The organism is Streptomyces sp. AA4, from assembly GCF_000158875.1.
Lineage (GTDB): Bacteria > Actinomycetota > Actinomycetes > Mycobacteriales > Pseudonocardiaceae > Amycolatopsis.
The window spans coordinates 838,597-865,040 of record NZ_GG657746.1 but is presented as its reverse complement, the minus strand read 5'-3'; the positions used below and the strand labels follow the sequence as shown (position 1 = coordinate 865,040).

General features: G+C 69.5%; 25 protein-coding genes and 1 other RNA gene. 9 read left to right on the top strand and 17 right to left on the bottom strand.

From position 1 onward, the window contains the following. The 6 genes from SSMG_RS04205 to rnpB form a co-directional block, all read right to left on the bottom strand. Window positions 1-1,636 (bottom strand): hypothetical protein (locus tag SSMG_RS04205; RefSeq protein ID WP_009073103.1); only part of this gene is annotated, 1,636 nt, incomplete at its 3' end. A gap of 46 nt (window positions 1,637-1,682) precedes the next feature. Further along, entirely contained in the window at window positions 1,683-4,640 is a 2,958-nt protein-coding gene (locus SSMG_RS04200) for an ATP-binding protein (protein ID WP_037712501.1), read from the bottom strand. A 3-nt stretch (window positions 4,641-4,643) separates the two neighbouring features. Further along, window positions 4,644-5,132 (bottom strand): hypothetical protein, encoded by a 489-nt coding sequence (locus SSMG_RS04195; RefSeq protein WP_009073099.1) that lies wholly within the window; start codon window positions 5,130-5,132, stop codon window positions 4,644-4,646. Between the two features lie 12 nt (window positions 5,133-5,144). Further along, the gene (locus SSMG_RS04190; RefSeq protein WP_009073098.1) at window positions 5,145-5,411 is read right to left on the bottom strand and encodes a hypothetical protein; all 267 of its coding nucleotides are present in this window, start codon (window positions 5,409-5,411) and stop codon (window positions 5,145-5,147) included. 481 nt (window positions 5,412-5,892) lie between these two features. Next, the gene (locus tag SSMG_RS04185; RefSeq protein ID WP_009073096.1) at window positions 5,893-6,750 is read right to left on the bottom strand and encodes a hypothetical protein; all 858 of its coding nucleotides are present in this window, start codon (window positions 6,748-6,750) and stop codon (window positions 5,893-5,895) included. A 22-nt stretch (window positions 6,751-6,772) separates the two neighbouring features. Next, window positions 6,773-7,166, bottom strand: an RNA gene (rnpB, locus tag SSMG_RS42770) — RNase P RNA component class A. Window positions 7,167-7,277: 111 nt separating this feature from the next. Between rnpB and sfnG the strand changes: the two genes are divergently transcribed. Continuing rightward, window positions 7,278-8,408, top strand: a complete 1,131-nt coding sequence (gene sfnG / locus SSMG_RS04180; RefSeq protein WP_009073094.1) for a dimethylsulfone monooxygenase SfnG — start codon at window positions 7,278-7,280, stop codon at window positions 8,406-8,408. 26 nt (window positions 8,409-8,434) lie between these two features. Then, window positions 8,435-9,664 (top strand): SLC13 family permease, encoded by a 1,230-nt coding sequence (locus tag SSMG_RS04175; protein WP_009073092.1) that lies wholly within the window; start codon window positions 8,435-8,437, stop codon window positions 9,662-9,664. On the opposite strand, the gene SSMG_RS04170 is transcribed toward SSMG_RS04175, so the two are convergent. From SSMG_RS04170 to SSMG_RS04155, 4 genes are all read right to left on the bottom strand, one after another. Beyond that, window positions 9,661-11,406, bottom strand: a complete 1,746-nt coding sequence (locus tag SSMG_RS04170; RefSeq protein ID WP_037712498.1) for a hypothetical protein — start codon at window positions 11,404-11,406, stop codon at window positions 9,661-9,663. The two genes, SSMG_RS04175 and SSMG_RS04170, sit on opposite strands and share 4 nt — an antisense overlap. Before the next feature lie 182 nt (window positions 11,407-11,588). After that, window positions 11,589-12,731: a bifunctional RNase H/acid phosphatase gene (locus tag SSMG_RS04165; protein WP_009073088.1), complete on the bottom strand. Its 1,143-nt coding sequence runs from the start codon at window positions 12,729-12,731 to the stop codon at window positions 11,589-11,591. Next, the gene (locus tag SSMG_RS04160) at window positions 12,728-13,465 is read right to left on the bottom strand and encodes a zinc ribbon domain-containing protein (protein ID WP_009073087.1); all 738 of its coding nucleotides are present in this window, start codon (window positions 13,463-13,465) and stop codon (window positions 12,728-12,730) included. Before SSMG_RS04160 ends, SSMG_RS04165 begins: the two co-directional genes overlap by 4 nt. Before the next feature lie 17 nt (window positions 13,466-13,482). Next, entirely contained in the window at window positions 13,483-14,301 is an 819-nt protein-coding gene (locus SSMG_RS04155) for a Nif3-like dinuclear metal center hexameric protein (protein WP_009073084.1), read from the bottom strand. A 40-nt stretch (window positions 14,302-14,341) separates the two neighbouring features. Here SSMG_RS04155 and SSMG_RS04150 point away from each other — a divergent pair, with 40 nt between their 5' ends. The 3 genes from SSMG_RS04150 to SSMG_RS04140 all read left to right on the top strand — a co-directional run bounded on the left by SSMG_RS04150 (window position 14,342) and on the right by SSMG_RS04140 (window position 16,358). After that, window positions 14,342-14,803: a low molecular weight protein-tyrosine-phosphatase gene (locus SSMG_RS04150; protein ID WP_009073082.1), complete on the top strand. Its 462-nt coding sequence runs from the start codon at window positions 14,342-14,344 to the stop codon at window positions 14,801-14,803. Between the two features lie 48 nt (window positions 14,804-14,851). Then, window positions 14,852-15,682, top strand: coding sequence for an SURF1 family protein (locus SSMG_RS04145; RefSeq protein ID WP_037712496.1), 831 nt, complete (start codon window positions 14,852-14,854; stop codon window positions 15,680-15,682). 67 nt (window positions 15,683-15,749) lie between these two features. After that, window positions 15,750-16,358: an FMN-binding negative transcriptional regulator gene (locus SSMG_RS04140; RefSeq protein ID WP_009073078.1), complete on the top strand. Its 609-nt coding sequence runs from the start codon at window positions 15,750-15,752 to the stop codon at window positions 16,356-16,358. Window positions 16,359-16,362: 4 nt separating this feature from the next. Here SSMG_RS04140 and SSMG_RS04135 read toward each other — a convergent pair whose 3' ends face one another. Together SSMG_RS04135 and SSMG_RS04130 are read right to left on the bottom strand one after the other, a co-directional pair. Further along, a complete protein-coding gene (locus SSMG_RS04135) occupies window positions 16,363-17,262 on the bottom strand; it encodes a cobalamin biosynthesis protein (protein ID WP_009073075.1) in 900 nt (299 codons plus the stop codon). Window positions 17,263-17,287: 25 nt separating this feature from the next. Then, window positions 17,288-17,995 (bottom strand): FadR/GntR family transcriptional regulator, encoded by a 708-nt coding sequence (locus tag SSMG_RS04130; protein ID WP_009073074.1) that lies wholly within the window; start codon window positions 17,993-17,995, stop codon window positions 17,288-17,290. 102 nt (window positions 17,996-18,097) lie between these two features. Between SSMG_RS04130 and SSMG_RS04125 the strand changes: the two genes are divergently transcribed. The 4 genes from SSMG_RS04125 (at window position 18,098) to SSMG_RS04110 (ending at window position 20,898) form a co-directional block, all read left to right on the top strand. After that, window positions 18,098-18,592, top strand: a complete 495-nt coding sequence (locus SSMG_RS04125; protein WP_037712490.1) for a gluconokinase — start codon at window positions 18,098-18,100, stop codon at window positions 18,590-18,592. Next, window positions 18,589-19,956, top strand: coding sequence for a gluconate:H+ symporter (locus tag SSMG_RS04120; protein ID WP_009073070.1), 1,368 nt, complete (start codon window positions 18,589-18,591; stop codon window positions 19,954-19,956). Before SSMG_RS04125 ends, SSMG_RS04120 begins: the two co-directional genes overlap by 4 nt. A gap of 94 nt (window positions 19,957-20,050) precedes the next feature. After that, window positions 20,051-20,392 (top strand): helix-turn-helix transcriptional regulator, encoded by a 342-nt coding sequence (locus tag SSMG_RS04115; protein ID WP_037712488.1) that lies wholly within the window; start codon window positions 20,051-20,053, stop codon window positions 20,390-20,392. Beyond that, entirely contained in the window at window positions 20,389-20,898 is a 510-nt protein-coding gene (locus tag SSMG_RS04110; RefSeq protein WP_037712486.1) for an SRPBCC domain-containing protein, read from the top strand. Before SSMG_RS04115 ends, SSMG_RS04110 begins: the two co-directional genes overlap by 4 nt. 45 nt (window positions 20,899-20,943) lie before the next feature. Here the strand turns inward: SSMG_RS04110 and SSMG_RS04105 are convergent, their stop codons facing one another. From SSMG_RS04105 to SSMG_RS04085, 5 genes are read right to left on the bottom strand one after another with little or no spacing between them, the layout of a single operon-like run. After that, a complete protein-coding gene (locus tag SSMG_RS04105) occupies window positions 20,944-21,924 on the bottom strand; it encodes an N-acetylglucosamine kinase (protein ID WP_009073066.1) in 981 nt (326 codons plus the stop codon). Next, window positions 21,921-23,186: a 6-phospho-beta-glucosidase gene (locus tag SSMG_RS04100; protein WP_009073064.1), complete on the bottom strand. Its 1,266-nt coding sequence runs from the start codon at window positions 23,184-23,186 to the stop codon at window positions 21,921-21,923. Before SSMG_RS04100 ends, SSMG_RS04105 begins: the two co-directional genes overlap by 4 nt. Next, on the bottom strand, window positions 23,183-24,073 hold the full coding sequence (locus SSMG_RS04095; protein WP_009073063.1) for a carbohydrate ABC transporter permease: 891 nt from the start codon (window positions 24,071-24,073) through the stop codon (window positions 23,183-23,185). The genes SSMG_RS04100 and SSMG_RS04095 overlap by 4 nt, the downstream gene beginning before the upstream one ends. Continuing rightward, window positions 24,070-25,059 (bottom strand): carbohydrate ABC transporter permease, encoded by a 990-nt coding sequence (locus tag SSMG_RS04090; protein ID WP_009073061.1) that lies wholly within the window; start codon window positions 25,057-25,059, stop codon window positions 24,070-24,072. Before SSMG_RS04090 ends, SSMG_RS04095 begins: the two co-directional genes overlap by 4 nt. Continuing rightward, a complete protein-coding gene (locus SSMG_RS04085; protein WP_009073059.1) occupies window positions 25,056-26,432 on the bottom strand; it encodes an extracellular solute-binding protein in 1,377 nt (458 codons plus the stop codon). The genes SSMG_RS04090 and SSMG_RS04085 overlap by 4 nt, the downstream gene beginning before the upstream one ends. Between the last annotated feature and the right edge of the window lie 12 nt (window positions 26,433-26,444).

The following is a 26,444-nucleotide window of genomic DNA, read 5'->3' as shown; positions in this document are numbered from 1 at the left end:
GCGGGACGGGCCGCGCGCGAGAGAGTCGAGCCGCTGCGAGCTGGCGAACACCGCCGCCTCGGGCCGGTAGCGGCCGCCGCCGACGGTCGCGCCGATCGGGCCGCGCTGGTCGCCGTCCACGACGTCGTCGGTGTCGCGGACGTTCTGCCAGAACTGGTCCTGCGGCGTCGGCTCGTTCTTGCGACGGAACCGGGAGAACAGGCCGCCGCCGGGCGTCGGCACCGCGCCGCCGACCATGCTGTCTTTTTATCTCGACCATCTGCCACAGCCGCCGCACCGGCCGTCCGACCAGGAACAGCAGCACGGTGATGAGCCCGGCGAGGACCATCTTGGTGAGCAGGTTGAGCCCGTCGCCCGCGGCGAAGATCGCCTGCAGCAGCAGCGCGTGCACGCCGGCCAGCACCGACAGCACGACCAGGTTGAACGCGATGCCGCCGGCGACCTTGAGCACGCGGCGCAGGATCTCCGGGTTCAGCAGCGCGACCAGGCCGATGAGCGGCGCGGTGAGCGCGAACAGGCGGATCAGCACCTGCGCGAGCAGCACGGACGCCTTGGCCAGCAGCTGGAAGAGCGAATAGACGAGGCTCTGGCCCAGCGCGAGGAACCCGGCGCCGGTGCGGCCGCCCGCCTCGCCGGTGAAGTAGCCGGTGGCCGGGCCGAGTTTGGTGGAGATGTCTTTGAAGGCGGCCTTTTTCGCGTCGACGACGTTCTGCTTCCCGTCGTCGCCGTTCACCAGCTGGTCGCGGGTGAACGCCTGCGCGTCCAGGAGCGGCCTGCCGTATTGCTGGGCTTGCGGAGCGGTGGGCGAGCCGAACTCGCCGCGCAGCCAGTTGTCGTAGACGACCTGGTTGTGCAGGTCCGTGGGCAGGATGTCACGCACGATCCGGTCCTGCGACGAATCGACGAAGCCCGCCTGGATGTTGGTGGTCGTCTGGACGATCGCTTTGTCGATCGGATCGAAATACCGCAGCATCGCCAGCGACGAGGCCGCCAGCCAGACCCCCGCCATCGCGTAAAGCGCCCGCTTGCTGACCCCGGCGAGGTCACCGCGCCAGATGTTGCGGAACAGCATGATCGACAAGATCAGCGCGACCAGGCCGAACAGCTGCGCGTAGATGTTGTTGTACACCTTCTCCGCGCCCGACTTGACCGCGTTGTAGATCGGGTTCAGCAGCCCGCCCTCGAGGACGGTGTAGTGCAGCGAGTTCGTGGCGCCGACGATGTTCTTGCCGACGTTGAACAGCTGGTTCCCGGCCCAGGTGTCGATGGTCGAGCTGGGGGACGCGATGGCGGAGAGCGCGGTGCAGTTGGTCTGGTAGGTGTTCCAGACCATGCCCGCGTAGCTGTAGTCGATGTAGGCGCTTTGGGGTTCGCCGTGGCCCTCCGGCGGATCGAGGGCGCCGACCATGCCCGCCCCCGGCCGTTCCGGGTTCGGCGATTCCCCGCAGGCCGCCGCGTTCGCCGAGGGGGCGAACAGCACCGTCTGCAGCCCGATCACCGCCACCACGGCCAGCAGCGACGCGCGCCTGCTCGGGCGGCGGCCGCCCGGCTTGGGGCCCTCCTTGACGCGTTTGCGCAGCGCGTGCCAGCCGGCGGCGAACGCGAGGACGAACGCCAGCGTGAAGACGGTGTTCACGCAGGCCTCCTCACGGCCGGCGCGGGCCGGCCCGGATCACCGGGGGTCATGCGGCATCCCTGCCGGTGCCGCCGCCCTTGCCGCCGGCGCGGGCGTGCCGGTCCTCCTGCCGTCCGTTGCGCACTGCACCCTCCACCTCGCCGGTTTCGGACGCGAGCGGGTCCGGCGAGCCCAGCAGCTGCTCGTCGGCGAGACCGACCTCGAGTTCCGCCTGGAGTTCGAAATCGTGTTCCAGCTCGTCGTCCTCCGGTGGGGCGGGGACGTGCGGCTTCGGCTCGTCCTCGCGGGGTGCCACGAGTTCCTTGCCGGCTTTGCCGCGCGCGTCGGGCGAGCCCGGGGTGGTGTCCATGGCCGCGCGCAGCGAGTCGAGATGCGGTCCGGAGAAGTCGACACGGATGCGTTCCACGCCGCCTGCCCCGTCGCCGAAGATGAACTGCCGGGGCTCCATGTCGCGTTCCAGCCCGCGCTGGGCGCCGGGGCGGCGGCCGAGCGCGGCGACGACCTGCTCGTAACCCACGCCGACCGGCACCTTCAGCAGCCGCAGCGCGTCGGCCTGGGCGTCGTCGTCGTCCAGCCGGCCGACGAACACCGAGTCCAGCAGCGCCACGAAACCCTGGATCTTCAGGAAGTCCGCCGGGATCTGCGAGGACAGCAGCACCCGGACGTTCCACTTCCGCGAGTCGCGGGCGAACCGGTTCATCAGCACGCGCCCGGTCGGCACCTCGGACAGGAAGAACGCCTCGTCGATCCAGACGCCCTTGCGCAGTTCCTTCGGCTTCTCGTACACCGACCGCTGGGTCAGCCACGCCGCGAGGTTCAGCATTTCCACGCCGAGCGATTCCGCGTCGGTCCAGTACTCGCGCGGCACGCCGTCCTTCGGCAGCGTCAGCCCCGCCATGGTCAGCACGGTCATCCGGTCGTCGCGGGTCTCCGCGTACGGGTCCGCGTCGGTTTCCGGGATCAGCAGCGCCATCCGCTCGCGCATTTCGTCGAGGAAGTCCGCGACCACGACCGCGTGCTCGTGGTGCTCGCTCGAATCCCGCCGCAGCGCGTCGATGACCTGGCCCGGGTCGGCGTCGAACCGGCCGCCGACCGCGCGCACCGCGCGCAGCAGCACGATCCGGGTCTGCGCCATCCGCGACACCTCGTACGGCAGCACGCCGGTGAGCACGTCGAGGACGAGGCGGCGCCGGGTCGCCCCGGCCAGCGCTTTTTCGCGCCGCCACGAGCGTTCCGGATCGTCCTCGTCCATGAAGTGCTCGATCAGCGGATCGGCGACCACGCGGTACGGGTTGAGGATGCCCGGCTGGGCGTTGAGCAGGTTGATCGGCCGCGCGTACGGCCGGATCTCCGGCAGCTCGCACAGCCGCGAGAGCGGGCCGGACGGGTCGAGGATCGTCCAGTGCGCCCCGGCCCGCAGCGTCTTGTAGACGATGCCGCCGCCGAGGAACGACTTGCCGCCGCCGAGGCCGGCGACCATCGCGGTGAGGCCCGATCCGTCGCGGATTTCCTGTGCCATCCACGGGTCCCAGGCCACCGGCCGCCGCGTCGCGGTGACGGTTTCGCCGAGCAGGATGCCGCGCCGGTCGCCGACCTCCGCGGTCGCGGTGGGCACCGCGGAAGCCGTCCACACCACCGAACCGCGGCGCATGTACGCGCCCGAGGCCAGCGGTTCGCCCGGGATGAACTCCCGGGCCATCGCGTACTGCGCCTCCGGATGCTCGATGGCGATCTTCGGCTTGTACAGGTCCAGCAGCTGCTGGGCCAGCCGCAGCGCGTCGCGCTCGGTCGGGCCGGACACCGCCAGGCGCCACCACGACCGCACGCGCGTGGCCAGCGCGGTGAAGCCCGACGTCATCTCGTCGTCGATCTCCAGCACCCGGCCGGCCTGGCGGGCCAGCGACTGCGGCGGTTCCAGCTCGTGCTCGTCGGTGTAGTGCTTGACCTGCGAGCGGACCTTGTTCATCTGCCGCTGCAGTTCGCCGGACACCTCTTCCGGACGCCGCACGTAGATCCGCGCGGACACCTCGACCGCCGCCGGCAGCCGGTCCGCGTGCTGGATCCACGGGTCGTCGACCTCGGGGATCTGCAGACCGTGCATCTGGCCGACGGTGAGCACCGCGAGATGCCGCGACACCCCGGCGTTCGACCCGGTGCGGCCGCGCACGGTGACCGTGGGCGCGTACGGGTCGGCGTGGAAATCAGCCGCGTCGGTGAAGCTGGCGAGGTCCTCGGGCTCCCACGCCGCTCCCGGCACCGCGGGCATGTTGCGCGGCGCGGGCAGGCCCAGCGAGCACGAACGGTGCATCAGCCAGGACATCTCCTCGGCGTGCACCGGACGGCCTTCCAGCCCGGCGCTGCCGATGACCTGGTCGAGGTGCTCGATCTCGGAGTCGAGCGCGGCCAGTTCGGCGTCGACCGCCTCGGGCAGGATCCGGCGCAGCACCGGCGCGGCGCGTTCGACCGCGCGGTCCACCATGCGCCGGGTCTGCACCTGGACGCCGAGGTAGACCTCTTTCTCCGCCATCGAGCGGCCCATCAGCTGCTGCTGCTCGCCGATCAGGTAGTCGTCGAACGACAGCGCGCCCGGCACGTCGTTCGGCCTGCCGACCGCGTTGTGCACGTGCGCCTCGGCCCACATCCGGATCGGGTACGGCCGGTTGGTGACGCGCAGGTGCAGCCAGCGGCCCTGCAGTTCGGCGTACTGGCCCGCGATGGCCGCGATCAGGTCGCGGCGCTGCGAATCGGAACGGAACGACCAGCGCTGCGGCGCGAGCCGGTACCAGGCGTACACCTCGTACCCGGTCCGCAGCAGATGCCCGTCGATGCTGCGCGCGGCGATCGACGGCGTGTACGCCGGTATCGCCTGCTCGCCGGGCAGCCTGCGGCCCTTGCCGCCGGACTTCGTGCCGCCGGACGGCGGACGGCCCTGCGAAGGCGCGTTCCACGCGCCGGCAGGAACGTCTTGCTCCCGCTTCCCTCGGCTTCCGCCGCGACCGAACAACGACTACCTCCCGGCCCGAGCCGCGGGGCGGCTCCGGCGCGCTCGTGGTGCTCCCTGTTTCCCGGCACTCGCGCCAGCACCGCGACGGGGGTCGCGGTGCTGGTACTGCCGCCTTCTCTTGTGCTTCGGCAGCGGGCGCTCCGCCCGCACCCGGACCCGGCTGGCGCTCACCGCGCCGCCCTCGCCCGAGGTCCGCTCCCTCGGCGTCCGCAGTTCCTGGCCCATCATCGCGATCACCGCGCCCAGCGGACGCTCGTGGCTGATCTTGGCGGTGATCAGCCGGGTGATCACGATCGTGGCCACGAACGCCCACGCCGTGGAGAAAAACCCGAAACTCCAGCCGACCCACCGCTCCACGGTGAGCACGACCAGGAAGACCGGAATGCCGACGAGCCAGGCCACGTAGCGGGCTCGCCAGGGAAAAGTCGCCTTCGGCGGGCCGAGCCACACGGCATCGACCCGGTACACCTCGTCATCGGTCCTGATCCGCACGCCAGCCCCGCCTCAGCCGGTGAACAGGCCGGCGATCCACTGGCCCACGTTCACGCCCGCGCCGCTGACCGCGAGACCGATGATCGCGAGCGCGATGACCACGCCGGCGAGCCGCCGCATGACGCCCGCGTTGTCGCCCTTGCCGCCGCCGAGCCACAGCAGGAGCAGAGCCACCGCGAGCAGCACGAGCGGGATGATGTTGTCGAGCAGCCAGGTCCGGACGTTGCCGGTGCTGATCCCTTCGGCCACAAAAGTCTCGAGGGCGGTCATGCTGGTCATCGCGATACTCCCGGTGCACGGCGGACGCCGCGCTGTTCTGGCTTCGGCGAAGCTACGAACACCATCATGGCGTTACAAGGGGTAATGGTCAAAGCGCGCTGCGTAGATATTCGGTAGATGTCGACTTGTGGTCAATGGGCGGGTACTGCGGTCCGATGGTCAGGATTCCTCGCCCTCCATCATCGTGGCAAGGGTGCTCCGGAATAACCCAAGCCACCCGGATTGCGCAGTGTTCCGGCGGTGCGGCTCCGCAAAACGCGCGACGCTCACTCTCGGTGCGCTCCGGACCGGCGTGTCGGGCAGGCACCAGTGTGGCATGCCCCGATCGGCGTTCCGCCGCGAGTCCGGTGAGTGACAACCGGACTGGAAAACAATCCGGAATTGATCACTCTCTGATGCGATTACGGTCACCATCACGTCCGATGTGCGCAATTGTTCACTACAAAGCGTGATCCCGGGCAGTTCCCGATCGTTTCGCGGATCAGGCCCGGAAGGCCGCGCTCGGGATCGCGCCCGCCTCGATCACCCGGCGGCTGAGCGGAGCGCACAGCTGCTCCAGCCGGGCCGTCTTCTCCTCGCCGAGGTGCTGCCACGGGCCCCGCGCCGCCGCGTTCGTCGCCGTCTCGACGCGTTCGCGCAGTTCCTGGCCGCGCTCGGTGAGCGCGCCGTCCGCGTCGAGGATTCCGTCGACGGTCAGCCGGGTCGCGGCCTCGTCCCACTCCTCGTCGCTCCAGCCGCGGGTGCGCTTGGCGGCGTCCGGCGGGGTGCCGTTCGCCGTCGCGCTGTGCGTGACCAGCGCTTCGAGGCCGGGCAGGCCGTTCGTGGTCAGCGCCGCGACGTGTCCGTCCCCGCGGTGCTCGCGCAGCAGGGTGATCGCGTGCCACAGCGCGAGGTGCGGCTGTTCCGGCCAAGCGAGGTCCGCGTGGGCGGCGTAGAGCGGGCGTCCCTCCGGGCGGCAGCCCTCGGTGGCTTCGCGCGCGAGCGCGGCCGCTTCGGCGACCTCGGCGGACGCGAGCGTCTCGTCGCCGAACAGCCTGCGGTAGATCTCGTCGACCGCGGCGAGCCGGGCCTCCAGCACGGCCTCCGGCGTGGCGAGCGTCCAGACGCGCGGGACGAAATGGGCGATCAGGCTGGGGCTGAAGCTGTAGAAGGTCGCGGTGACTGCCCCCGCTCCGACCTGGCCCATCGCCGCGGCGCGGCTGGCGAAGTAGGTCATCGACCCCGGTTTGAGCCCGGCGGCGGCGAGCCGCTGCTGGGTCTCTGGCGCGAAGTAGACGGGGGCGTGCAGAGCGTCGAAGGTGGTCCGGAAGGCGACGGCGGCGGCGACGGCTTGACCCATGCGCCCGATCGTAGCGATCGGGCGGACGAGCTGGCATGTAAGCCGGATCCTGTTCCCGGGCCGCCTCGCGGCGGACCGGGCGACGGTCATCCATCTCGGCCTGCCGTCGCCGGCAGGCTCCAGCGGCCTACCCGCAGGCATCGGGCGGGCCGCCCTCGATCGCCTGCGCAGGAGCGCTGCTCCCTCTTGGCCTTGCTCCGGGTGGGGTTTACCGAGCCATCCCGGTCACCCGGGATGCTGGTGGTCTCTTACACCACCGTTTCACCCTTACCCCCGTCGCGAGACGGGGGCGGTCTGTTTTCTGTGGCACTGTCCCGCGGGTCGCCCCGGGTTGCCGTTAGCAACCACCCTGCCCTGCGGAGTCCGGACTTTCCTCGGACCGGGAGAACCCGGGCCGCGACCGTCCTGCCAGCTCGTCCGCCGAAACAGCGTACCCGGCAGACCGCGCGGCCCCGGGCACCGGCTGGCACATTCCACCGCGTGGACGCGCGTTGACCCCCTTCCGGCCCGCTGTTTCACTCCCCGCCATGACCGCATCGCACCCGCACGAACCCCTGAAATTCGCTTACTGGGTCCCGAATGTGAGCGGCGGCCTGGTCACCAGCGACATCGAGCAGCGCACCGATTGGGGCTACGAGTACAACCGCGAACTGGCCGTGCTCGCCGAGAACAACGGCTTCGAATACGCGCTCACCCAGGTCCGCTACACCGCCAGCTACGGGGCCGCCTACCAGCACGAATCCACCGGTTTCAGCCTGGCGCTGCTGCTCGCGACGCAGCGGCTGAAGGTCATCGCGGCCGTCCACCCTGGACTGTGGCAGCCCGGCGTGCTCGCGAAATTCGTCGCCAGCGCGGACGTCATCTCCGGCGGCCGGGCCGCGGTGAACGTCGTCAGCGGCTGGTTCAAGGACGAGTTCACCGGACTCGGCGAACCGTGGCTCGAACACGACGAGCGCTACCGCCGTTCCGAGGAATTCATCCGCGTGCTCAAGGAATTGTGGACCGACGACCACGCCGAGTTCCGCGGCGATTTCTACCGGATCCACGATTTCGACATCAAACCCAAACCGGTCGCCGGCCCCGGACGGCCGCATCCGGAAGTTTTCCAGGGCGGCAACTCCACCGCGGCGCGCAAGCTGGCCGGTCGCGTTTCGGACTGGTATTTCAGCAATGGCAAGGATTTCGCCGGTTTCCGCGAGCAGGTCGACGAGGTGCGCGGGTACGCCGCGGAGAACGACCACGAGGTGCGCTTCGGGCTCAACGGGTTCGTGATCGCCCGCGAGACCGAAGCCGAGGCGCGCGAGGTGCTGCGGGAGATCGTGGCGAAGGCGAACGTGCCCGCCGTCGAAGGATTCCGCTCCGCGGTCAAGCAGGCCGGGAAGTCCACTTCGGACACCAAGGGCATGTGGGCGGATTCGGAGTTCGCGGACCTGGTGCAGTACAACGACGGCTTCCGGACCGGGTTGATCGGGACGCCGGAGCAGATCGCGGACCGGGCGATCGAGTACAAAAAGCGCGGCGCGAACCTGCTGCTGCTCGGGTTTTTGCACTATCTGGAAGACGTCGAGCATTTCGGCCGGGAGGTGCTGCCGGTGATCCGGGAGAAGGAGCGGGTGCTGGACCGCGGAGCGGGAGTGCCGGAACCGGCGGGGATCTGAGATCTCGCGGCGGCTAGCGTTCGGGGGTGAACGGTCCCCTGTCGCTGCTGCTTCTGGCCGGCACGCTCTGGTTCGCCATGGCGCGGCCGCGCGGCCTCCCGGAAGCTGTCTTCGCGGTCCCCGCCGCCGGTGTCGTCCTCGCGCTGGGCCTGACCTCGCCGCACGAAGCGGGCGTGCGGGTCGTCCAGATGCTGCCGACGATGGGTTTTCTCGCGGCGATCCTGCTGGTCAGCCACCTCGCCGCGGCGGAAGGCGTCTTCACCTGGCTAGGCGCCGAACTCGCCGAAATCTGCCGCGGGCGGCAACCCAGGCTCCTGCTGCTCACCTTCGCCGCGGCCGCGATCGTCACCGCCGTCCTCAGCCTCGACGCGACCGTCGTCCTGCTGACCCCGGTCGTCCTCGCCACCGCAGCAGAACTGAAACTCACCGCGCGCCCGCACGTCTACGCGTGCGCACACCTGGCCAACTCAGCGTCCACGCTCTTCCCCGTATCGAACCTGACGAACCTGCTCGCGTTCACCGCTTCCGGCCTCACCTTCGCCGGTTTCACCGCATTGATGGCGTTGCCCTGGCTGGTCACGCTCGCCGTCGAACTCGCCGCGTTCGCCTGGTTCTTCCGCAAGGACCTCCGCGAACCGGTCAGCACGCGCCAGCCCGAACACCGCCGCGCGCCGGTCTTCACCCTCGTGGTGCTGGCGGTCATGCTGGTCGGCTTCGCGACCGGCCAGCTGGTGCACGTCGAGCCGGTGTGGATCGCCGCGCTGACCGCGCTCGTCCTGGCCGCGAAGGCGTTGGCGGAGCGGAAGATCCGGCCTTGGCAGGTGGTCACCGAGGCGTCCCCGCTGCTGGTCCTCTTCGTGCTCGCCCTGGCAGTGGTGGTCGAGGCGGTGGACGAACACGTCCTCGGCGGCCTGCTCCGCACGATCCTGCCGACGACGGCTGGGCTGCCGGAACTGCTGCTCGCCGCCGCCGTCGCCGCGGTCTTGGCGAACGTCGTCAACAATCTGCCCGCGACGCTGATCCTGCTGTCCGTCCTGGGCCCGCACCCGAACCAGGGCGTGCTGATGGCCGTGCTGCTGGGCGTGAACATCGGCCCGAACGCGACCTACCTCGGCTCCCTGGCGACGCTCCTGTGGCGCCGCGTCGTCGTCCGGCACGGACAGCATCCGCCAGTGGGCGAGTTCCTGAAGCTCGGGGCGCTCACGACGCCGCTGTCCTTGGCAGCGGCGACGTGCGCACTATGGCTGGCGCTCTAACCCCGCGGAGCGATCGTGCTCCCCCGCGACAACGTCGGGCCGCAGTCGTCCAGACCGTCCCCGAATCGCTGCGCTTCGACGTCCATCATCGTCACCTGCGCGTAGTGCTGAACCGCCGCGAGCTTCGCCGGGTCGGTCACCGCGTCCTTGCGGACGAAGTCGCCCTGCCGTTTGCCCGGGCCGGGGTACACGAGGATCGGCACGTAGTCCCGGTCGATGCGCGGGTCGATGCTGATCTCGTTGCCGTCCGCCCACGGGCCCCACGAGTGGATGAACGTCGGCTTCACCGTGTCGAACACGTAGTCGCGCAGGCCGGCGATGTCGCCCTTGTGCGTCAGGTCCGCGATCGGCGCGTTGACCAGGCCCGCCATGTCGACCAGTTCGAGCCGGCTGGTCATCGACGAGCCGCCGAGGTCCGGCAGGAGCAGCGACGCGTGCTGCAGGCCGAGCATGTCCGCGTACGTGTTGAAACCGCGGCCGAAGCGGTCGGCGATCAGGCAGGCCGGGACGGTCGGGCTCTTCACGAATTCCTCGTCGTGATGCACGAAGCCGATCGCCGACGGGACCGAAGCGGCCACGAGCACCAGCGCCGCGACCGCGCGCCACTGCACCTTCGGCAGCGCGCGCAGCAGTTCGGCGAAAGCCATGACGCCGCACAGCATGCCGAGCACCCACACCGGCGTCGCGAAGCGGTACTGCGCCATCCAGTCCGGCACCATCACGCCGTACGCGATCACGCCCAGCGCGAGCGGCGTCACCAGACCGATGAGCGGACGCCGCCACGGCACCTTGACCAGGGCCCAGACGACCACGGCGAGCAGCACGAGCGTCAGCGCGATTCCGGCGTACTCCACCAGTTGGTACGGCCGGACGATCGAGCCGAACGTCGGCAGGCCCTGCTTCTTGGCGACCGAAGGGTTGGCCAGCAGCCGGTGGAACTCCGTGTAGCGCCAGACGACGTAACCGCCGAACAGCACGGCGAAAGCCGCGATCGACACCAGCGCGGACCGGAAGCTGGGCCAGAAACCCTCGCGCTTCACGCCGAACAGCAGGACGATCGGGTACGCGCTGGCGTAGATCAGGCCTTCCGGCCGGGTCAGCGCGGCCGCGGCGACGAGCACGCCCGCGCCGATCGCGACCTTGAACGACAGCGAGTTTTCCTTGCGCAGCGCGGTGAACAGCAGCGCGGCCAGCGCGGTGGTGAAGAACGCGAACAGCGAGTTCTCGAGGCCGGAGACCACCCAGATCACGAACGACGGGATCGCCGCCAGCCCGAGGCCGGTGAACAGCGTGATCGCCCACGCGTGCCGGCGGAACACCTGCCGGGCCACCAGGTGGCACAGCACCAGGATGCCCGCGGTGAAGAACAGGCCGAGCAGCTTGGGGAACAGCACGTAGTCCGGGATGCCGAACAGCAGGCCCTTGTCGAACAGGCCGACGACCTTGCCCAGCGCGAGCAGGATCATCCAGGTCGGGTCCGAGAAGCCCTCCACCGGCGGCTGGCCGGGGGCCAGCACCGGGCCGAGCCCCTCGGCGACGCTGCGCGAGTAGGAGAACGTGATGGCCGCGTCGTCGACGATCCAGTGCCCGTAGCGGGTGGCGTGCCAGGCGACCGCGGCCACGCCGGCCAGCACCGCCAGCGTCGACGCCAGCCAGCTGAGCTTGAACCGCGCGGGCGGGCCGGTCGTCGCCTCCCCCGGCAGGTCGGGCTCGGATACTGCGGTGAGTGCGCTAGCCGTCATGTCCTCGTCACTGTTTCCACTTGCGGATGCTGCCGAAGAAACGCACGAGCCTGCGCCCCCCTTGAAGTCCCGGCCGGGACCTGCGCCGCGGCGCCGCGGTCGACACCGCACTCTAGCCAATACCTCATCCGGGCCGTTTCACACGTCGTCCCCGACCGTGATCCACCTCACAAATCTCCGGTTCAGGACAGATGCGAGATGTCGTTGACCAACCGGACCGAGGCGTTGCCGTCCGGATAGAACTCGACGATCGACAGCGACGCCAGGTCCAGGTGCAGCCGGAACAGCAGCGACGGCCCGGCGTCGAGACCCATCCGCAGCAGGGTCTTGATCGGCGTCACGTGGCTGACCACGACCACGGTGCGCCCGTCGTACCGCTCGATCAGGTCGCGCCGGGCCGTGCCGACCCGCTCGTGGACCGCGTCGAAGCTCTCGCCGCCGGGCGGCGGGCACGACGAATCGCTCAGCCAGCAGCGGTGCAGTTCCGGGTCCCGCTGGGCAGCCTCGGAGAAGGTGAGGCCCTCCCATTCGCCGAAGTCGGTCTCGATGAGCCCGGGATGCGTCTCGACCCGGCCGCCGAGCGCGTCGGCGACCGCCTGCGCGGTCTGCTTCGTGCGGATCAGCGGCGACGAGACGATCGGAGCCGGTTCGCCGTCCTCGCCGATCAGCCCGGACATCGCGGCCAGCCGTTTGGCGGCCGCGGCGGCTTGGCCCCGGCCGTGCTCGGTGAGCGGGACGTCGCCGCGTCCGGAGTAGCGGCGGTCGACCGACATCTCGGTCTGGCCATGGCGCAGCAGGAGCAGTTTGGTCGGCGTGCCGCGGGCTCCGGTCCAGCCCGCCGGGGACACCCGGTCCGGCTCGGCGGCCTTGGCCTTCGGCCGCGCCTCGGAGACCGGGGCCGACGAGGTTGCCCCGGACCCGGCGCGGTCCATCGCGACGTTCGCGAGCCGGTCGGCGTGCGAGTTCTCCGCGCGCGGGATCCAGGTGTAGCTGACGCGTTCGAAGCCCGCCGCGATCTCCCGCGCCTGCGCGGCGAGCGGCTGCAGCGCGGCGTGCTTGATCTTCCAGCGCCCGGACATCTGCTCCACCACGAGCTTCGAATCCATCCGGACGTCCACAATGGACACTCCGAGTTCGGCGGCCGCGGCGAGCCCGGCGACGAGCCCGGAGTACTCCGCGACGTTGTTCGTGGCCACGCCGAGGTACTCGTGGCGTTCGGCGAGCACCTCGCCGGTGCTCGCGTCCTTCACGACCGCGCCGTAGCCCGCCGGGCCGGGGTTGCCCCGCGAGCCTCCGTCAGCCTCGACGATCGCCCGTTCGGTCACAGGCCCGACTCCAGCGTGCGGACCAGGATCGCGCCGCAGTTGTCGCACTGCACGACGCTGTCCTCGGCCGCCGCCTTGATCTCGGAGATGGTGTTGCGGTCGAGTTCGAGCTGGCAGGCGCCGCACCGGCGGGCGCGCAGCAGCGCCGCGCCGATGCCCTTGTGCTCGTAGACGCGGGTGTACAGCTTCAGCAGCGGCTCCGGGAACCGCGGCACCAGCTTCGCGCGGTCCTCCTTGCGGCGGGCCTCGGTGGTGTCGAGGTCCTTGAACGCCTCGTCGCGGCGGGCCTGCGCGGCCTGCACTTCCTGCACCGCCTTGTCGACCTCGGCGCTGGTGCGCTGCGCGTCCAGACCCAGTGCCTCGCGCTGCTCCATCAGCTCCAGCAGGTCGTCCTCCAGCGCGCCCTTGCGGCGGCCGAGCGTCTGCAGTTCGTGCTCGATGTCGGTCATCTGCTTGGCGCCGACCGACCCGGATTCCATCAGCTTGCGGTCGCGGTCCTCGCGCGCCCGCACCGATTCGACCTCTTTCTCCTGCCGGGCGATCTCCCGGTCGAGGTCCGACGTCGCGGTCTCGACGGACACCAGTGCGTCGCGTTTCTCGCGGACGGTCTTCTCCCCGGCCTCGATCTCGGCGAGCTCGGGCAGAGTGCGGCGGCGGTGCGCGACGCGCGAAAGCTCGGCGTCCACCTTCGCGAGTTCGAGCAGCTGACGCTGGACGGCGGGGTCGGCCTTCACTGTGCTCCCTGATTTAGTTACTGGGCGGTAGCGCGGATGGTCCACGGGTCGGTGCACCGCGTGGAGACGTGAGCTTCGACGGTACCCGCAAAGGCCGCGCCGACAAGGGCCGAGGCCTGTCCGCACCACGGCCACTCGCTGGCCCAGTGCGTCAGGCCGACCAGCGCGGGCACGGTGGCCGCCGAGGCGAGGTGTTCGCCGGCGGGATGGTGGCGCAGATCCGCGGTCACGTACGCGTCGACGCCCTCGGCAGTCGCCTTCGCGAGATACGAGTCCCCCGCTCCGCCGGAAACCGCGACGGTGCGGATCAGCCGGGCCGAGTCGCCGGCGCCGAGCACGCCGGGCACGGTGGCGGGCAACGCGTTGGCAACCCGCTGCACGAACTGGGCGAACGGCTCGGCCTCGGGCAAGTGCCCAATGCGGCCGATGCCGGTGGCGCCGCCTGGTTCGTGCGGATCGAGCGGCCGGTCGACCTCCAGGCCGATGGCCTGCGCGAGCGCGTCGGACACGCCGGGGTCGGCCGAGTCGGCGTTGGTGTGCGCGCAGTAGAGCGCGATGCCGCCGCGGATCATGCGGTGCACGAGCGAGCCCTTGGCGGTGTCCGCCGGAACGCCGTGCACGCCGCGCAGCAGCAGCGGATGGTGCGCGACGATCAGCTGCGCGCCGATTTCCTCGGCCTCGGCGAGCGTCTCCTCGACCGGGTCGACACAGAACAGCACGCGCTGGACGTCCTCGGCCGGGTCTCCGCAGACGAGCCCGACGGCGTCCCAGCTTTCCGCCAGCCGGGGCGGGTAACTGCGTTCGAGGACGGCGATGATCTCGGCTAATGCAGGCACCTGGGGATCCTCGCACGGTCGCTCTGGAAGACTGCGAACCATGCCGTCCCTGGTGTTCGTGTGCTCCGGAAACATCTGCCGCTCCCCGATGGCGGAGCTGGTCTTCCGCAAGAAGCTCGCCGACGCGGGACTCGCCGGCGCCGTGCGGGTGTCGAGCGCGGGCACCGGACCGTGGCACGTCGGCGAGGCGGCCGACCGGCGGGCGCGGGCCACGTTGAAGGCGCACGGCTACCCCACCGAGCACATCGCGGCCGAGGTCAGCGACGAAGACCTCGAAGCCGACCTGCTGCTCGCCGCCGACGAGAGTCACCTCAGCTTTCTGCAGTCGCGTGTCGGAGACCCTTCGCGGGTGCGGCTGCTGCGTTCGTTCGACCCGTCCGCTCCGGAGGGCGCCGAGGTGCCGGACCCGTATTACGGCGGCGACGACGGCTTCGAGGACGTGCTCGGGATGATCGAACGGAGCGTGCCGGGACTGCTGGACTGGGTCCGCGAGCAGGCGTGACGTCCGGTCCGGGTGCGCGCACGGAACGCGACGGCCTACCGTAGAGGGGTGCGGTTGCGGTTTCTGCTCCGGCCGGGATGGCTGGCGTTGACAGTGGTGGTGTTCACCTTCGCCATCTGCTGTTACACGCTGCTGGCCCCGTGGCAGTTCCGCCGCGACGGCGAGCAGGTCACCCAGAACAACGCGCTGACCACGTCGTTCACCGCGAAACCCGTGCCCGCGGCGCAGCTGCTGCCGCCCGGGACGAAGCCGGACAAGAACACCGAGTGGCACCTCGTGTCCGTCACCGGCACGTACCTGCCTTCGGCCGAGGTTGTCGCACGGCTGCGCACTGTGCAGGGCCAAGGCGCGTACGAAGTCCTCACGCCGCTTCGCGCTACTGACGGCACTGTGTACCTGATCGACCGCGGCTACGTCGGGCTCAGCAGCGACTCCGGGGTGCTCCCGTACGCGGCAGCGCCAGGCGGGCAGGTGACTGTCGTCGCGCGCGTGCGAAGCGACGAGACAGACCCGAAGAACCGCGAAGCGTTCGCCGACGCGTCGACCAACGGGAAGCTGCAGAGCTACACCGTCGACTCGCGCGTGGTCGCGAAGTCCTCTGGCCTCACCATCCGGCCCGGGTACTTCCAGCTCGACCAGAATCAGCCCGGCGTGCTCAGCCCGCTGCCGCTGCCGCAACTGGAGTCCGGCCCGTACTTCTCGTACGCGCTGCAGTGGCTGGCGTTCGGCACGATGGCCTTGCTGGGCTGGCTCTACTTCACGATCCGCGAACTGCGCCCGGGCGGCGCGCTGACCACCGAACGTCCGCAGCGCGGGCGGCGCAAGTCCGTCGCGGAGATGCTCGCCGAAGACGAGGACGAGTACTCGCCGACCGCCTGAGTGGCCTGGTCGTTTTACCGGAAAATGGCCCTTTGTCCGGGCCACTTGCCGCACGGATACTGACGGCATGCTGATCCACCCCTGGGACGCCGCGGACGAGAACGAATGGCGGGAATGGCTCGCCGGACACGATTTCGGCGAACTGGTCGCCGGCGGCCGCGGCCGCGACCTCCCGGTGGTGGTGCCGACGCACTTCGTCTTCGACGGCGACGCGACCGTCCGGCTGCACCTCGCCCGGCCGAACCCGGTGTGGCCGCTGCTGGAGGAACACCCGCGCGCCCTGCTGACGGTGACCGGCGACTACACGTACATCCGCTCGGACTGGAACACCGCCGACGATCCCGCGCTCGGCGTGCCCACGTCGTACTACGCGAGCGTGCAGCTGGCCTGCGACGTCCGGCTCATCGACGATCCCGAAGAGAAGGCCGCGCTGCTGAACCACCAGCTGGCGCATTTCGAACCGGACGGCAAGCGCACCCCGGTGTCCGCTGTGGACACTCCGGACCGGCGGCTGCTGCCCGGGATTCGCGGGGTCGAGCTGACGGTGACCGACGTGCGGGCGAAGTTCAAGTACGGCGGGAACAAGAAGTCCGAGGACCGGCAGCGGATCGGCGCGCTACTGTCCGAACGGGACGGCTTCCATGACGCGGAAGCGATCGCGCACCTGAAACCCTGAGGGCTCAACGGTTCCGGCGACGCAACCCGGCGAGCACGGCCACGATCACCGACGTCCCCGCGGCCAGCCAACCGACCACTCGGGACAGTTCCACCGCACGCGTCACGTGTCCGGCATCCGGATTCCGGCCGACCCCGAGCACCGGCAATTCCACGACCCCGTGCGGGTACTCGGTCCGCCCGCCGACGCGAATCTCCAACGCACCGGCGAAAGCCGCCTCGACGCGACCGGCGTTCGGGCTCGGATGCGCGATCGTGTCCCGGCGCCAAGCCCGCCACGCGCCACCCGCCGAACCGCCCACCACCGGCGCGCCCGCGACGGTCAGCGCGGCCGCCACCCGGGTCGGCAGAAGGTGCACCAGTTCGTGAAACCGGTCAATGGCCCAGTGCCCGGGAAGCAGCCGGCGCAGCAAGCCGATGATCCGCGCCGCGAGCAACCCGGGCACGCCCGCGACCGCACCCCACAACAACGGGGTGACGACCACTTCGGACGTGTTCTCGGCCAGAGTTTCCACGGACGCACGGGAAAGCCCGATCGTGCTCAGCCCGTCCGTCACGCGCGGGTCCAGTTCGGACAGTGTGTCGCGCGCCGGTTCGAGACGGCCTTCCTCCAGATCGCGCGCCAGTTCCGTGCCCTGCGTGGCCAGCCCGGCCGCGCCGAGGACCGCCCAGGTCGCCACCGCCGTCGTCGTCGCCTGCAGGACCGGGCGGCGGCTGCCGGTGCGCTCGATCACTACGCCAGCCGCGACTGCCGCGCCCGCGATTCCGAGCCCGGCCGCGCGCCGCGAACCAGCGGCGGCGACCGCTTCGCGGAACGCGGTGACCGGCGGACGTCGCCGCGGATCGCCGAGTGCCCCGTCTGCGGCCAAACCGAGAATCAAGCCGATCGCGCGCGCCGCGCTCACCTGTAGCCCCCCGAACGTGGACGATTCAGCCGCCGAGATTACTCGACACCGCGGCGGCGATTTCCTCGCGTGCCTGCTCCACGATGTCGCGCATCGCGCGTTCGGCCCGCTCCGGTTCGGCCAGGTCGATCGCCTCGGCGACCTCGACGTGCAGCGCCACCGCCTCGGGCTGCGGTTCCTCCGGCATCAGGCCGTGCCCGGTGCGGCCGGCCAGCACTTCGGCGACCACGGAGGACAGCTGCGCGAACATCGGATTCCGCGACGCGGTCAGGAGCAGATCGTGGAATGCGACGTCGTGGCCGAGGAAGGTGTCGAGATCCCGGGCCCGCGCCGTCCGCTGGAGGTGCACCGCCAGCGCGCGCAGCCGCCCGCGTTCCTCCGGGGTCGCCCGGATCGCGGCGAACCGGGCCGCGCACGGTTCGACGGCCGAGCGCAGTTCGGTCAGCGTGCGCAGCGCGGTCGGCCGGTCCGCGCCGTCGAGCTGCCAGCGGATCAGCCTCGGGTCATAGTGGTTCCACTCGGCCGGCTCGCGGACGGTGACCCCGACGCGGCGGCGGCTGCTGGTCAGCCCCATCGTCTCGAGGACCCGCACGACCTCGCGGGCCACCGTCCGCGAAGTCCCGTACCGCTCCTGCAGCTCCTCCGAGCGCAGCACCGCGCCCGGAGCCAGCTCGCCGCTCGCGATGGCCGCGCCGAGCTCGTCGAGCATGTCCTCGTGCCGATCAGTCCCCACGGCCTCAACCTAGCGCTCTGATTCGATTAAGTACTACTTCTTCTTGATTAAGTAGTACTTTTGAGTTTGACTCTCCAAGGCACAAAGACGTGGGAGGTGCGGATGACGGTCATCGTGGTGATGGGCGTATCGGGCTCGGGCAAGACGACGGTCGGCACAGCGATCGCGGAACGGCTCGGGACCGTGTACGCCGAGGCAGACACCTTCCACCCCCGGGCGAACATCGAGAAGATGACCGCCGGGCATCCGCTGAACGACGAGGACCGCGCCCCGTGGCTGGCCGCGATCGCGGAATGGATCGGGAAGCACCATGAAAACGGCGCGGTGGTCAGCTCGTCCGCGCTGAAGCGGCGCTACCGCGACGTGCTGCGCGGCGGCGGGGACGTCTGGTTCCTGCACCTGCACGGGTCCCGCGAACTGCTCGCCGAGCGGATGAAGACCCGGACCGGCCACTTCATGCCGGTCTCGCTGCTCGATTCCCAGCTCGCCGACCTCGAACCGCTGGAAGCGGACGAGCCGGGAGCGACCTTCGACATCAGCCGTCCCCCCGCCGAACTCGTCGAGTCGGCGCTCAAAGCGTTCCAGGAGCGCGCATGACCACCCTCGCCGCCGGCTGGACCGGCCACGACACCCGCCTGATCCTCGCCACGGTGCTCGCCATCGCCGTGATCGTGGTGCTGATCAGCAAGGTCAAACTGCACCCGCTGCTCTCGCTCACGCTGGGCTCCGGCGTGCTCGGCCTGACCGCCGGGACGCCGATCGACAAACTGCTCAAGAGCTTCACCACCGGCGTCGGCAGCACCGTCGCGTCCGTCGGCGTGCTGATCGCGTTCGGCGCGATGCTGGGCAAACTGCTCGCCGACTCCGGCGGCGCGGACCGGATCGTGGACACGGTGCTCGGCCGGGTCCGCGGGCCCGGGCTGCCGTGGGCGATGGCGCTGGTCGCCGCGCTGATCGGGCTGCCGATGTTCTTCGAGATCGGCCTCGTGATGCTGATCCCGGTCGTGCTGCTGGTCGCCAAGCGCAGCGGGAAACCGGTGCTGCTGCTGGGAATTCCGGCGCTGGCCGGGCTGTCGGTGCTGCACGGCCTGATCCCGCCGCACCCCGGTCCGCTCGCCGCCGCCGGTTCGCTGAACGCCAACGTCGGCCTCACCCTCGGACTGGGCCTGCTGGTCGGCCTTCCCACCGTGATCATCGCCGGTCCGTTGTTCGGCCGTCTCGCCGCCAAGATGGTGCCCGACGCCGCGCCGCCCGCCCGGCTGGTCCCGGAATCCGAGGGGACCGACGAAAAGCACCGCCCGAGCTTCTTCGCGACGCTGGCCACGGTGCTCCTGCCGGTGGTCCTGATGCTGGCCAAGGCACTCGCGGACATCCTGGCGGGGAAGGGGAACCCGGCGCGCCGCGTCCTGGACTTCATCGGCGACCCGCTCGTCGCGCTGCTGCTGGCGGTCCTCGTCGGCATGGTCGTGCTGGGCCGCCCGGCCCGGCTGAACCGGGAACGGCTGTCGTCGATCATCGGCGATTCCCTCGGCCCGATCGCCGGGATCGTGCTGATCGTGGCCGCGGGCGGCGGGTTCAAGCAGACCCTCGTGGACGCCGGGGTCGGCGACGTGATCACCAGCCTCGCCAAGGGCGCTAACCTGTCCCCGCTGCTGCTCGGCTGGCTGGTCGCGGTGGCGATCCGCCTGGCGACCGGTTCGGCGACGGTCGCGACGGTCTCCGCGGCGGGCATCGTGGCCCCGCTGGCCGCGACGCTGGACCCGACGCACAACGCCCTGCTCGTGCTGGCCATCGGTGCCGGTTCGCTCTTCTTCTCGCACCTGAACGACGCCGGGTTCTGGCTGGTCAAGGAGTACTTCGGCATGTCGGTCGGCCAGACCTTGAAGAGCTGGTCGGTGATGGAAACGGTGATCTCCGTGGTGGCGATCGCGCTGATCCTGCCGCTGGGCGCCCTGCTTTAGCGCTCCCCCTCCGGCCGCTGGTCTCCGCACGCGGGGAGACCAGCGGCCGTTCTTCTGGTTGACATGTGACCTTCTGGTCACCTATTCTCGGTGCGTGCCCGACGAGGACCTGGTTTTCAAGGCTCTGGCGGACCCGACCCGCCGGTTCCTGCTCGACCTGCTCTACGAGCGCGACGGCCGCACGCTCACCGAGCTGGAGTCCGAAGTGGACATGAGCCGGTTCGGGGTGATGAAGCACCTCAAGCTCCTCGAGGAGGCCGATCTGGTCACCTCGCGCAAGGAGGGGCGGGAGAAGCGGCATTTCCTGAACCCGGTCCCGATCCGCCGGATCCACGACCGCTGGATCGACAAGTACACCGCACACCGCGCCTCGGCGCTGCTGGACCTCAAAGCTCAGCTGGAAGCCGAAGAAACCTTCAAGGAGCCCGGAAAATGAGCGACACCACGACCGTTCAGGTCAACCGCGTCTACATCAAGGCCACTCCGCAGGCGGTGTGGGACGCCCTCACCAAGCCGGAATGGACGCAGAAGTACGGCTACACCGGCCTCGCCGACTTCGACCTCAAGCGCGGCGGCAAGCACCGCACCAAGCCGACCCAGGAGTTCATCGATTCGGGCTTCACCAGCGATCTCCTCGACGGCGAAGTACTCGAGGTCGATCCGCCGCGCAGGCTGGTGATCACGTGGAAACTGCAGATGGACCCGAGCCTCGTCGCCGAGCCGTACACCACAGTGACCTATGACATCGAGGAAACGCAGACCGCGGGCACCCGGCTCACCGTCACCCACGACGTCGCCGGCGCGCCGAACCACGCGGCTCTTGTGTCCGGCGTGCACGAGGACATCAACGCCGGCCCGGGCGAAAACGCGGGCGGCGGCTGGGCGTGGGTCCTGTCCGACCTGAAGTCGGTGCTGGAGACGGGCAAGAACCTCACGGCCTGACGCGAGAGTGGGGTGGCTGCCTTGTCCCGGCAGCCACCCCACATCTCACGCGCGTTGCGTCGCCGCCTTCAGCGCCGCTTTCGCAGATTCCGCGGCCCCGATCTTGTCCAAACCGAACAGTGCGGCTCCGACGACCGGGTTTACCTCCACCACGCGCACCTGCGCTCGCGGGGCCACCTTCAGGCAGCGCCGTTCGATGTCCGCGATCACGGACGCATCGACGCCGGTCAGCACGCCGCCGCCGAGGATGACCTCGGGGGCGGACGTCGTGAGGTCCAGGCGGCGCATGATCGCGGCCACCAACAGGCTCACTTCCTCGGCGAACCGCGTCACCACGTCCTGCGCGACCTCGTCTCCGGCCGCGGCCACCTCGAATAACAGCGGGCAGAGGCCGTGGATCTTCGCGGCGTCGATCTCCTCGAAGTGCAAGCCCTGCACCACATCCAGCAGCTTCGAAGCACCGAAGTACTTCGCGACCGCTGATTCCAGCGCAGTTCGCGGACCGCGTCCGTCCTCGGCGCGGACGGCCCACCAGAGGGCTTCCTCGCCCAGCCGGTAGCCGCCGCCCCAGTCGCCGGACACCTTGCCCAGCGCGGGAAAGCGGTACGACCGGCCGTCCGGGGCGAAGCCGGCGCCGTTGATGCCCGCGCCGCACACCACCGCTACCCCGGTGCCGTCGGAACTTCCGGCCCGCAGCAAAGCGAGCACGTCGTTGCCGACGTCCAAAGTGGAACTCCAGCCGCGCGCCGACAAAGCCTTGTGCAGGGCCTCTTCCTCGCGCGGGAAATCGAGGCCGGCCAGGTACGCCGAGGTGTGCACGGCGAACGGCGGCTCAGTCGGCAGACCGCCGGAGCGGAGCGCTTCCTGGACGAAATCTTCCAACGCGGCAACGCATCCGTCGACTCCGACCCGCTGGGGGGAAACGCCGGGGCCGCGGGAGGCGCCGAGCACGACGCCGTCCCGCGAAACCACCAGCACCTCGGTCTTGCTGTTCCCCCCGTCGATCGCGACGACGGTGTCGCTCATGCCCGCGCCCAGGGCAGGAAATCCCGGTTGCGTGCGACGAGTTCGTCCGCGAGCTGGTCCGCCTTGGCGTACTGGCCGACCAGCGGATGCGCGAGCAGCGCGTCCGCGACCCGGTCCCGGCCGCCCTTGATCGCGGCGTCCAGTGCCAGGTACTCGTACGCCGTGACCCCGGCGATCAGCCCGGCGAACCGCGGGTCCACCGGGGACTGCGGGATCGGGGTCGCGCCTGCGGAATCCACAGTGGACGAAACCTCGATCACCGCGTCGTCCGGGAGGAAATCGAACGTCCCGTTGTTGCGGACGTTCACCACGTGCTCCTCGGCCGCACCGCCGGAGGTCAGCGCGTGCACGAGCTGCACCGCCGCCTCCGAGTAGTACGCGCCGCCGCGCTTCTCCAGCGATTCCGGCTTCGTGACCTGCTCCGGGTCGAGGTAGATCTTCAGCAGCTCTTCCTCGACGTCGCTGACCGCCTCGGCGCGCGGCCGCTCGGTCTGCTGCTTCGCGACCTGCGCGTCGTGCGAGTAGTAGTACTTGAGGTAGTACGACGGAACGGCCTGCATCCGCTGCATCCACTCGACCGGCGCGCTGACCTCTTCGCCGAGGTATTCCGCGTGCTGGGCAAGGAGTTCCGGCAGCCGGTCGACCCCGTCGACCAGGACGCCGCGCTCCCAGCTCAGGTGATTCAGTCCAGTGTGGACCAGCTTGACGTCGCCGGTCGACGCGCCGAGCAGCTTCGCGAACTTGCGCTGCAGGTTGATCGCGACGTTGCACAGGCCGACCGCGCGGTGGCCCTCCTGCAGCAGCGCGCGGGTGACGATGCCGACCGGGTTGGTGAAGTTGACGATCCAGGTGTCGTCGCCGGCGACCTTGCGCACGCGTTCGGCGATGTCGAGCACCACCGGCACCGTGCGCAACGCCTTCGCCAGCCCGCCCGCGCCGGTCGTCTCCTGGCCGACACAACCGCACAGGTGCGGGAAAGTCTCGTCCGACGCGCGCGCCTTCTGGCCGCCGACGCGCAGCTGGATGAGGACCGCCGACGCGCCGTCGACGCCTTCCTCCAGGTTCGCCGTCGTGCGCACGCGGGCCGAATGCCCCGCGTGGTTCAGCAGCCGCTGGCTGAACTCGCCGACGGCTTCGACCCGGTAGGCGTCCGGGTCGATCAGCACGATCTCGTCGACGTCGAGCGAGGCCCGCCGTCCGGCGATGCCGTCGATCAGCTCCGGCGTGTAGGTGGACCCACCGCCGACCACTGCCAGTTTCATCCCTTGACTCCCGTGAACGTGATGCCCTTGACGAACGACTTCTGCGCGAACACGAACAGCACGATCACCGGCAGCATGATCAGCGCGGTCGCGGCCATCGTGAGGTTCCATTCGACGTGGTGCATGCCTCGGAAGGACGCGATCGCCAGTGAAAGCGGCCAGTTGTCTTTGTTCTCGCCCGTGTAGAGCAGCGGGCCGAAATAGTCGTTCCAGGTGAACAGGAAGCAGAACATCGCGGTGGCCGCGATCCCCGGCTTCGCCATCGGGATCAGCACCCGCGTGAGCACCCGGAATTCGTTGCAGCCGTCGATCTTCGCCGCTTCGAGGTAGTCCTTCGGAATGGTGAGGAAGAACTGCCGCAGCAGGAAGATCGAGAAGGCGTCGAAGAAGAAGTACGGCACGATGAGCGGCACCAAGGTGCCGGTGAAGCCCAGCCGCACCCACAGGTCGTACAGCGGAACGACGGTGACCTGCGGCGGCAGCATCATCGCGACGACGACGAGCATGAAGCACAGGTTCTGCCCGCGCCACCGCAGTTTCGCCAGCCCGTACGCCGCCGGGATCGCCGAGACCAGCGCCCCGATCGTCGCCAGCGCCGAGTACAGCAGGCTGTTGCCGAAGTACTCCAGCAGCGGGGCCTTCTTGAACACCTCGACGAAGTTCTCGAAATGCCATTCGGCCGGCCACAGGCTGGACGTCATCGCCTGGTCGCTCTTCATCACCGAGGTGAGGAGAACGAACAGCAGCGGCAGCATGAAGATCACGCCGAGCGCGATGCCGACCGCGTGGGTGGCCACAAAGGACAGTTTCTTGTCCCAGCGCCGCTTGAACTTCTCCCGCGGATGCACCGGAGGAGCCGGACGCGGCGGTGCCGAAAGCGTCGTCATGCTCCGTCCTCCTGATGTTGCGTCTTACGCATCTGCCTGACCAATAGCCACGTGAACCCGGCGGAGACCAGGAACAGCAGCACCGCCATCGCGGCCGCGTAACCCATGTTGAAATACCGGAAACCTTGGACGTACAACCAGATCGGATACGTCAGCGTCGAGTTTTCCGGCGCACCGATCAGTTTCGAGTTGCCCGCCACGTCCGCCGTCCCCGCGGAAGCGGACGCGGCGACGATCGCCTGGGTGAAGAACTGCAGCGCGTAGATCATCGAGTTGACTACGCCGAACAGCAACACCGGCGAGATCGACGGCAGCGTCACGTGCCAGAACCGGCGCACCGGCCCGGCCCCGTCGAGTTCCGCGGCCTCGTACTGCTCCTGCGGAACGTCCAGCAACGCCGCCAGGATGATGATCATCAGCTCGCCCGAACCCCACAGCGCGAGCAGGGTGAGCGCGGGCTTCGACATTTCCGGGCTGTTGAACCACAGTCCGCCGTCGATGCCCACCAGGCGCAGGAACCGGTTCACCGGACCGAATTCCGGGTTGAACACGAAGACGAACGCGAGCGTCGCGGCCGCCGGCGGGGCGAGCGCGGGCAGGTAGCAGAGCGTGCGGACGATGCCGACGCCCGACTTCAGCCGCGAAATCACCGACGCTACGCCGAGCGAGAACAGCACCCGGCAGATCGTCAGGATGATCACGAGCCACAACGTGTTGTACGCGGCGGTTTTCACCAGCGGCTCGCTGGTGAACATGCGCACGTAGTTGTCGAACCCGATCCACTGTGGAGGGTTGATCAGGTCGTAGCGGGTGAACGAGTAGAACAGCGTCGCGCCGAGGGGGTAGGCGAAGAAGATGAGGAACCCGAGGGTGGCCGGCGCCATGAACCAGAACACCGTGCGCCGGCGCTTGGCCCGGGGAGACCCCCGCCGCGCCTGGTTCGACGCGGCAGGGGTTCCGGTTTCCGCTGCGGTCAGCGTGGTCATCCGCCGGCGCCCTTCTGCGCCAGTTCGTCGTTGATCTGCGCGTCGACCTTCTTGAGGCCCGCGTCCAGATCGGGCACCGACCCGGCCTGCCACTTCTCGGCGAAGTCGTTGACCGCCTTGAGGAACGCGTCGCCGATCGGCGTGGTCGGGTTGGCGACCAGCTTGCCGCTGTTGTAGATGTCGGTGAAGGTCTTGAACTGCGGCGGCATCTTCAGGTTCGGCGAGTTCAGCGAATCCTTGGTGCTGGGCACGTTGTTCAGGCCGTTGGCCATCTCGACGAGGGTGTCGGTGTCGAGCGAGGCCTGCTTGATCAGCTCCCACGCCGCGCCGGGGTTCTTCGCGCCCTTCGGGATCGCGATGATCGTGCCGGTGCCGAATCCGCCGCCGTACTGGCCGGCCAGGCTGTCGAGCACCGGCGCGGGCGCGGTGCCGTAGTCGAGCGAGGGCACCTGGTCCTTGATGAACGCGGTGCGGAACTCGCCGTCGTAGATCATCGAAAGCTTGCCGGTCTGGAAACCGTTGTCCTTCGAGTACTCGTCACCGAGACCGGCCTTGAACTTCTCGACCTTCTCGTGCCCGCCGTAGAAGTCGATGAGCTTCTTCTGGAACTCGAACATCTCCTTCCAGCCGGGGCTGGAGGCGAGCGACGACTTCCCGTCCGGGCCCATGAACTTGGCCCCGAAGTTCGGCGCCCAGTACTGCGCCTGGTTGGCGTAGAACGGCATCGACGGCAGGAAGCCCGCGGTCTTGATCGAACCGTCCGGGTTGAACTCGGTGAGCTTCTTGACGTCCTCGAACAGTTCCGTGGTGTTCTTCGGCGGGCCGGCGATGCCCTTGGCCGCGAACTGCGTCTTGTTGTAGAAGAACCCGTACACGTCGGCGAGCATCGGCATCGCGCACCGCTTGCCCTGGTACGACGTGTAGTCGCGGACCGCCTGCGGGATCTGCTCGAGATCGATCTTGTCGCGCTCGATGTAGGGCTTCAGGTCCTGGAAGCTGCCGGTCGAGCACCACGCGCCGAGGTTGTCGGTGTAGAACGAGATCGCCACGTCCGGCGGGTTGCCGCCGCGGATCGACTGGGTGAGCTTGTCGTCGTCCTGGTTCCCCTCGTGCTTGATGGTGATGTTGGGGAACTTGGCCTTCAGCTTGTCCAGCGCCTTCGTGACCACGCCGTACTCGCGGTCGGTGAACTTGCTGTACACGGTGATGGTGAGCTTGTCGTCCTTGTTCGGCGGAGCCGCGGCGTCGCCGCCTCCAGCGGGCGCGGCGGCACCGCACGCGGCGGTCGCCAGCAGCGTGCTCGCCGCGACGGCGCTGAGCAGCAGAGAGCCGCGCTTGCGCGCGATTCTCCGGGTGCGGGTGGGAGCGGACATGAACCCTCCTGT

Coding starts and splice junctions, on each gene's coding strand:
- SSMG_RS04190 (WP_009073098.1), bottom strand. CDS start 5,411: ATGACCAGCATGACCGCCCTCGAGACTTTTGTGGCCGAAGGGATCAGC.
- SSMG_RS04185 (WP_009073096.1), bottom strand. CDS start 6,750: ATGGGTCAAGCCGTCGCCGCCGCCGTCGCCTTCCGGACCACCTTCGAC.
- sfnG (WP_009073094.1), top strand. CDS start 7,278: ATGACCGCATCGCACCCGCACGAACCCCTGAAATTCGCTTACTGGGTC.
- SSMG_RS04170 (WP_037712498.1), bottom strand. CDS start 11,406: ATGACGGCTAGCGCACTCACCGCAGTATCCGAGCCCGACCTGCCGGGG.
- SSMG_RS04150 (WP_009073082.1), top strand. CDS start 14,342: ATGCCGTCCCTGGTGTTCGTGTGCTCCGGAAACATCTGCCGCTCCCCG.
- SSMG_RS04140 (WP_009073078.1), top strand. CDS start 15,750: ATGCTGATCCACCCCTGGGACGCCGCGGACGAGAACGAATGGCGGGAA.
- SSMG_RS04125 (WP_037712490.1), top strand. CDS start 18,098: ATGACGGTCATCGTGGTGATGGGCGTATCGGGCTCGGGCAAGACGACG.
- SSMG_RS04120 (WP_009073070.1), top strand. CDS start 18,589: ATGACCACCCTCGCCGCCGGCTGGACCGGCCACGACACCCGCCTGATC.
- SSMG_RS04110 (WP_037712486.1), top strand. CDS start 20,389: ATGAGCGACACCACGACCGTTCAGGTCAACCGCGTCTACATCAAGGCC.
- SSMG_RS04105 (WP_009073066.1), bottom strand. CDS start 21,924: ATGAGCGACACCGTCGTCGCGATCGACGGGGGGAACAGCAAGACCGAG.
- SSMG_RS04100 (WP_009073064.1), bottom strand. CDS start 23,186: ATGAAACTGGCAGTGGTCGGCGGTGGGTCCACCTACACGCCGGAGCTG.
- SSMG_RS04095 (WP_009073063.1), bottom strand. CDS start 24,073: ATGACGACGCTTTCGGCACCGCCGCGTCCGGCTCCTCCGGTGCATCCG.
- SSMG_RS04090 (WP_009073061.1), bottom strand. CDS start 25,059: ATGACCACGCTGACCGCAGCGGAAACCGGAACCCCTGCCGCGTCGAAC.
- SSMG_RS04085 (WP_009073059.1), bottom strand. CDS start 26,432: ATGTCCGCTCCCACCCGCACCCGGAGAATCGCGCGCAAGCGCGGCTCT.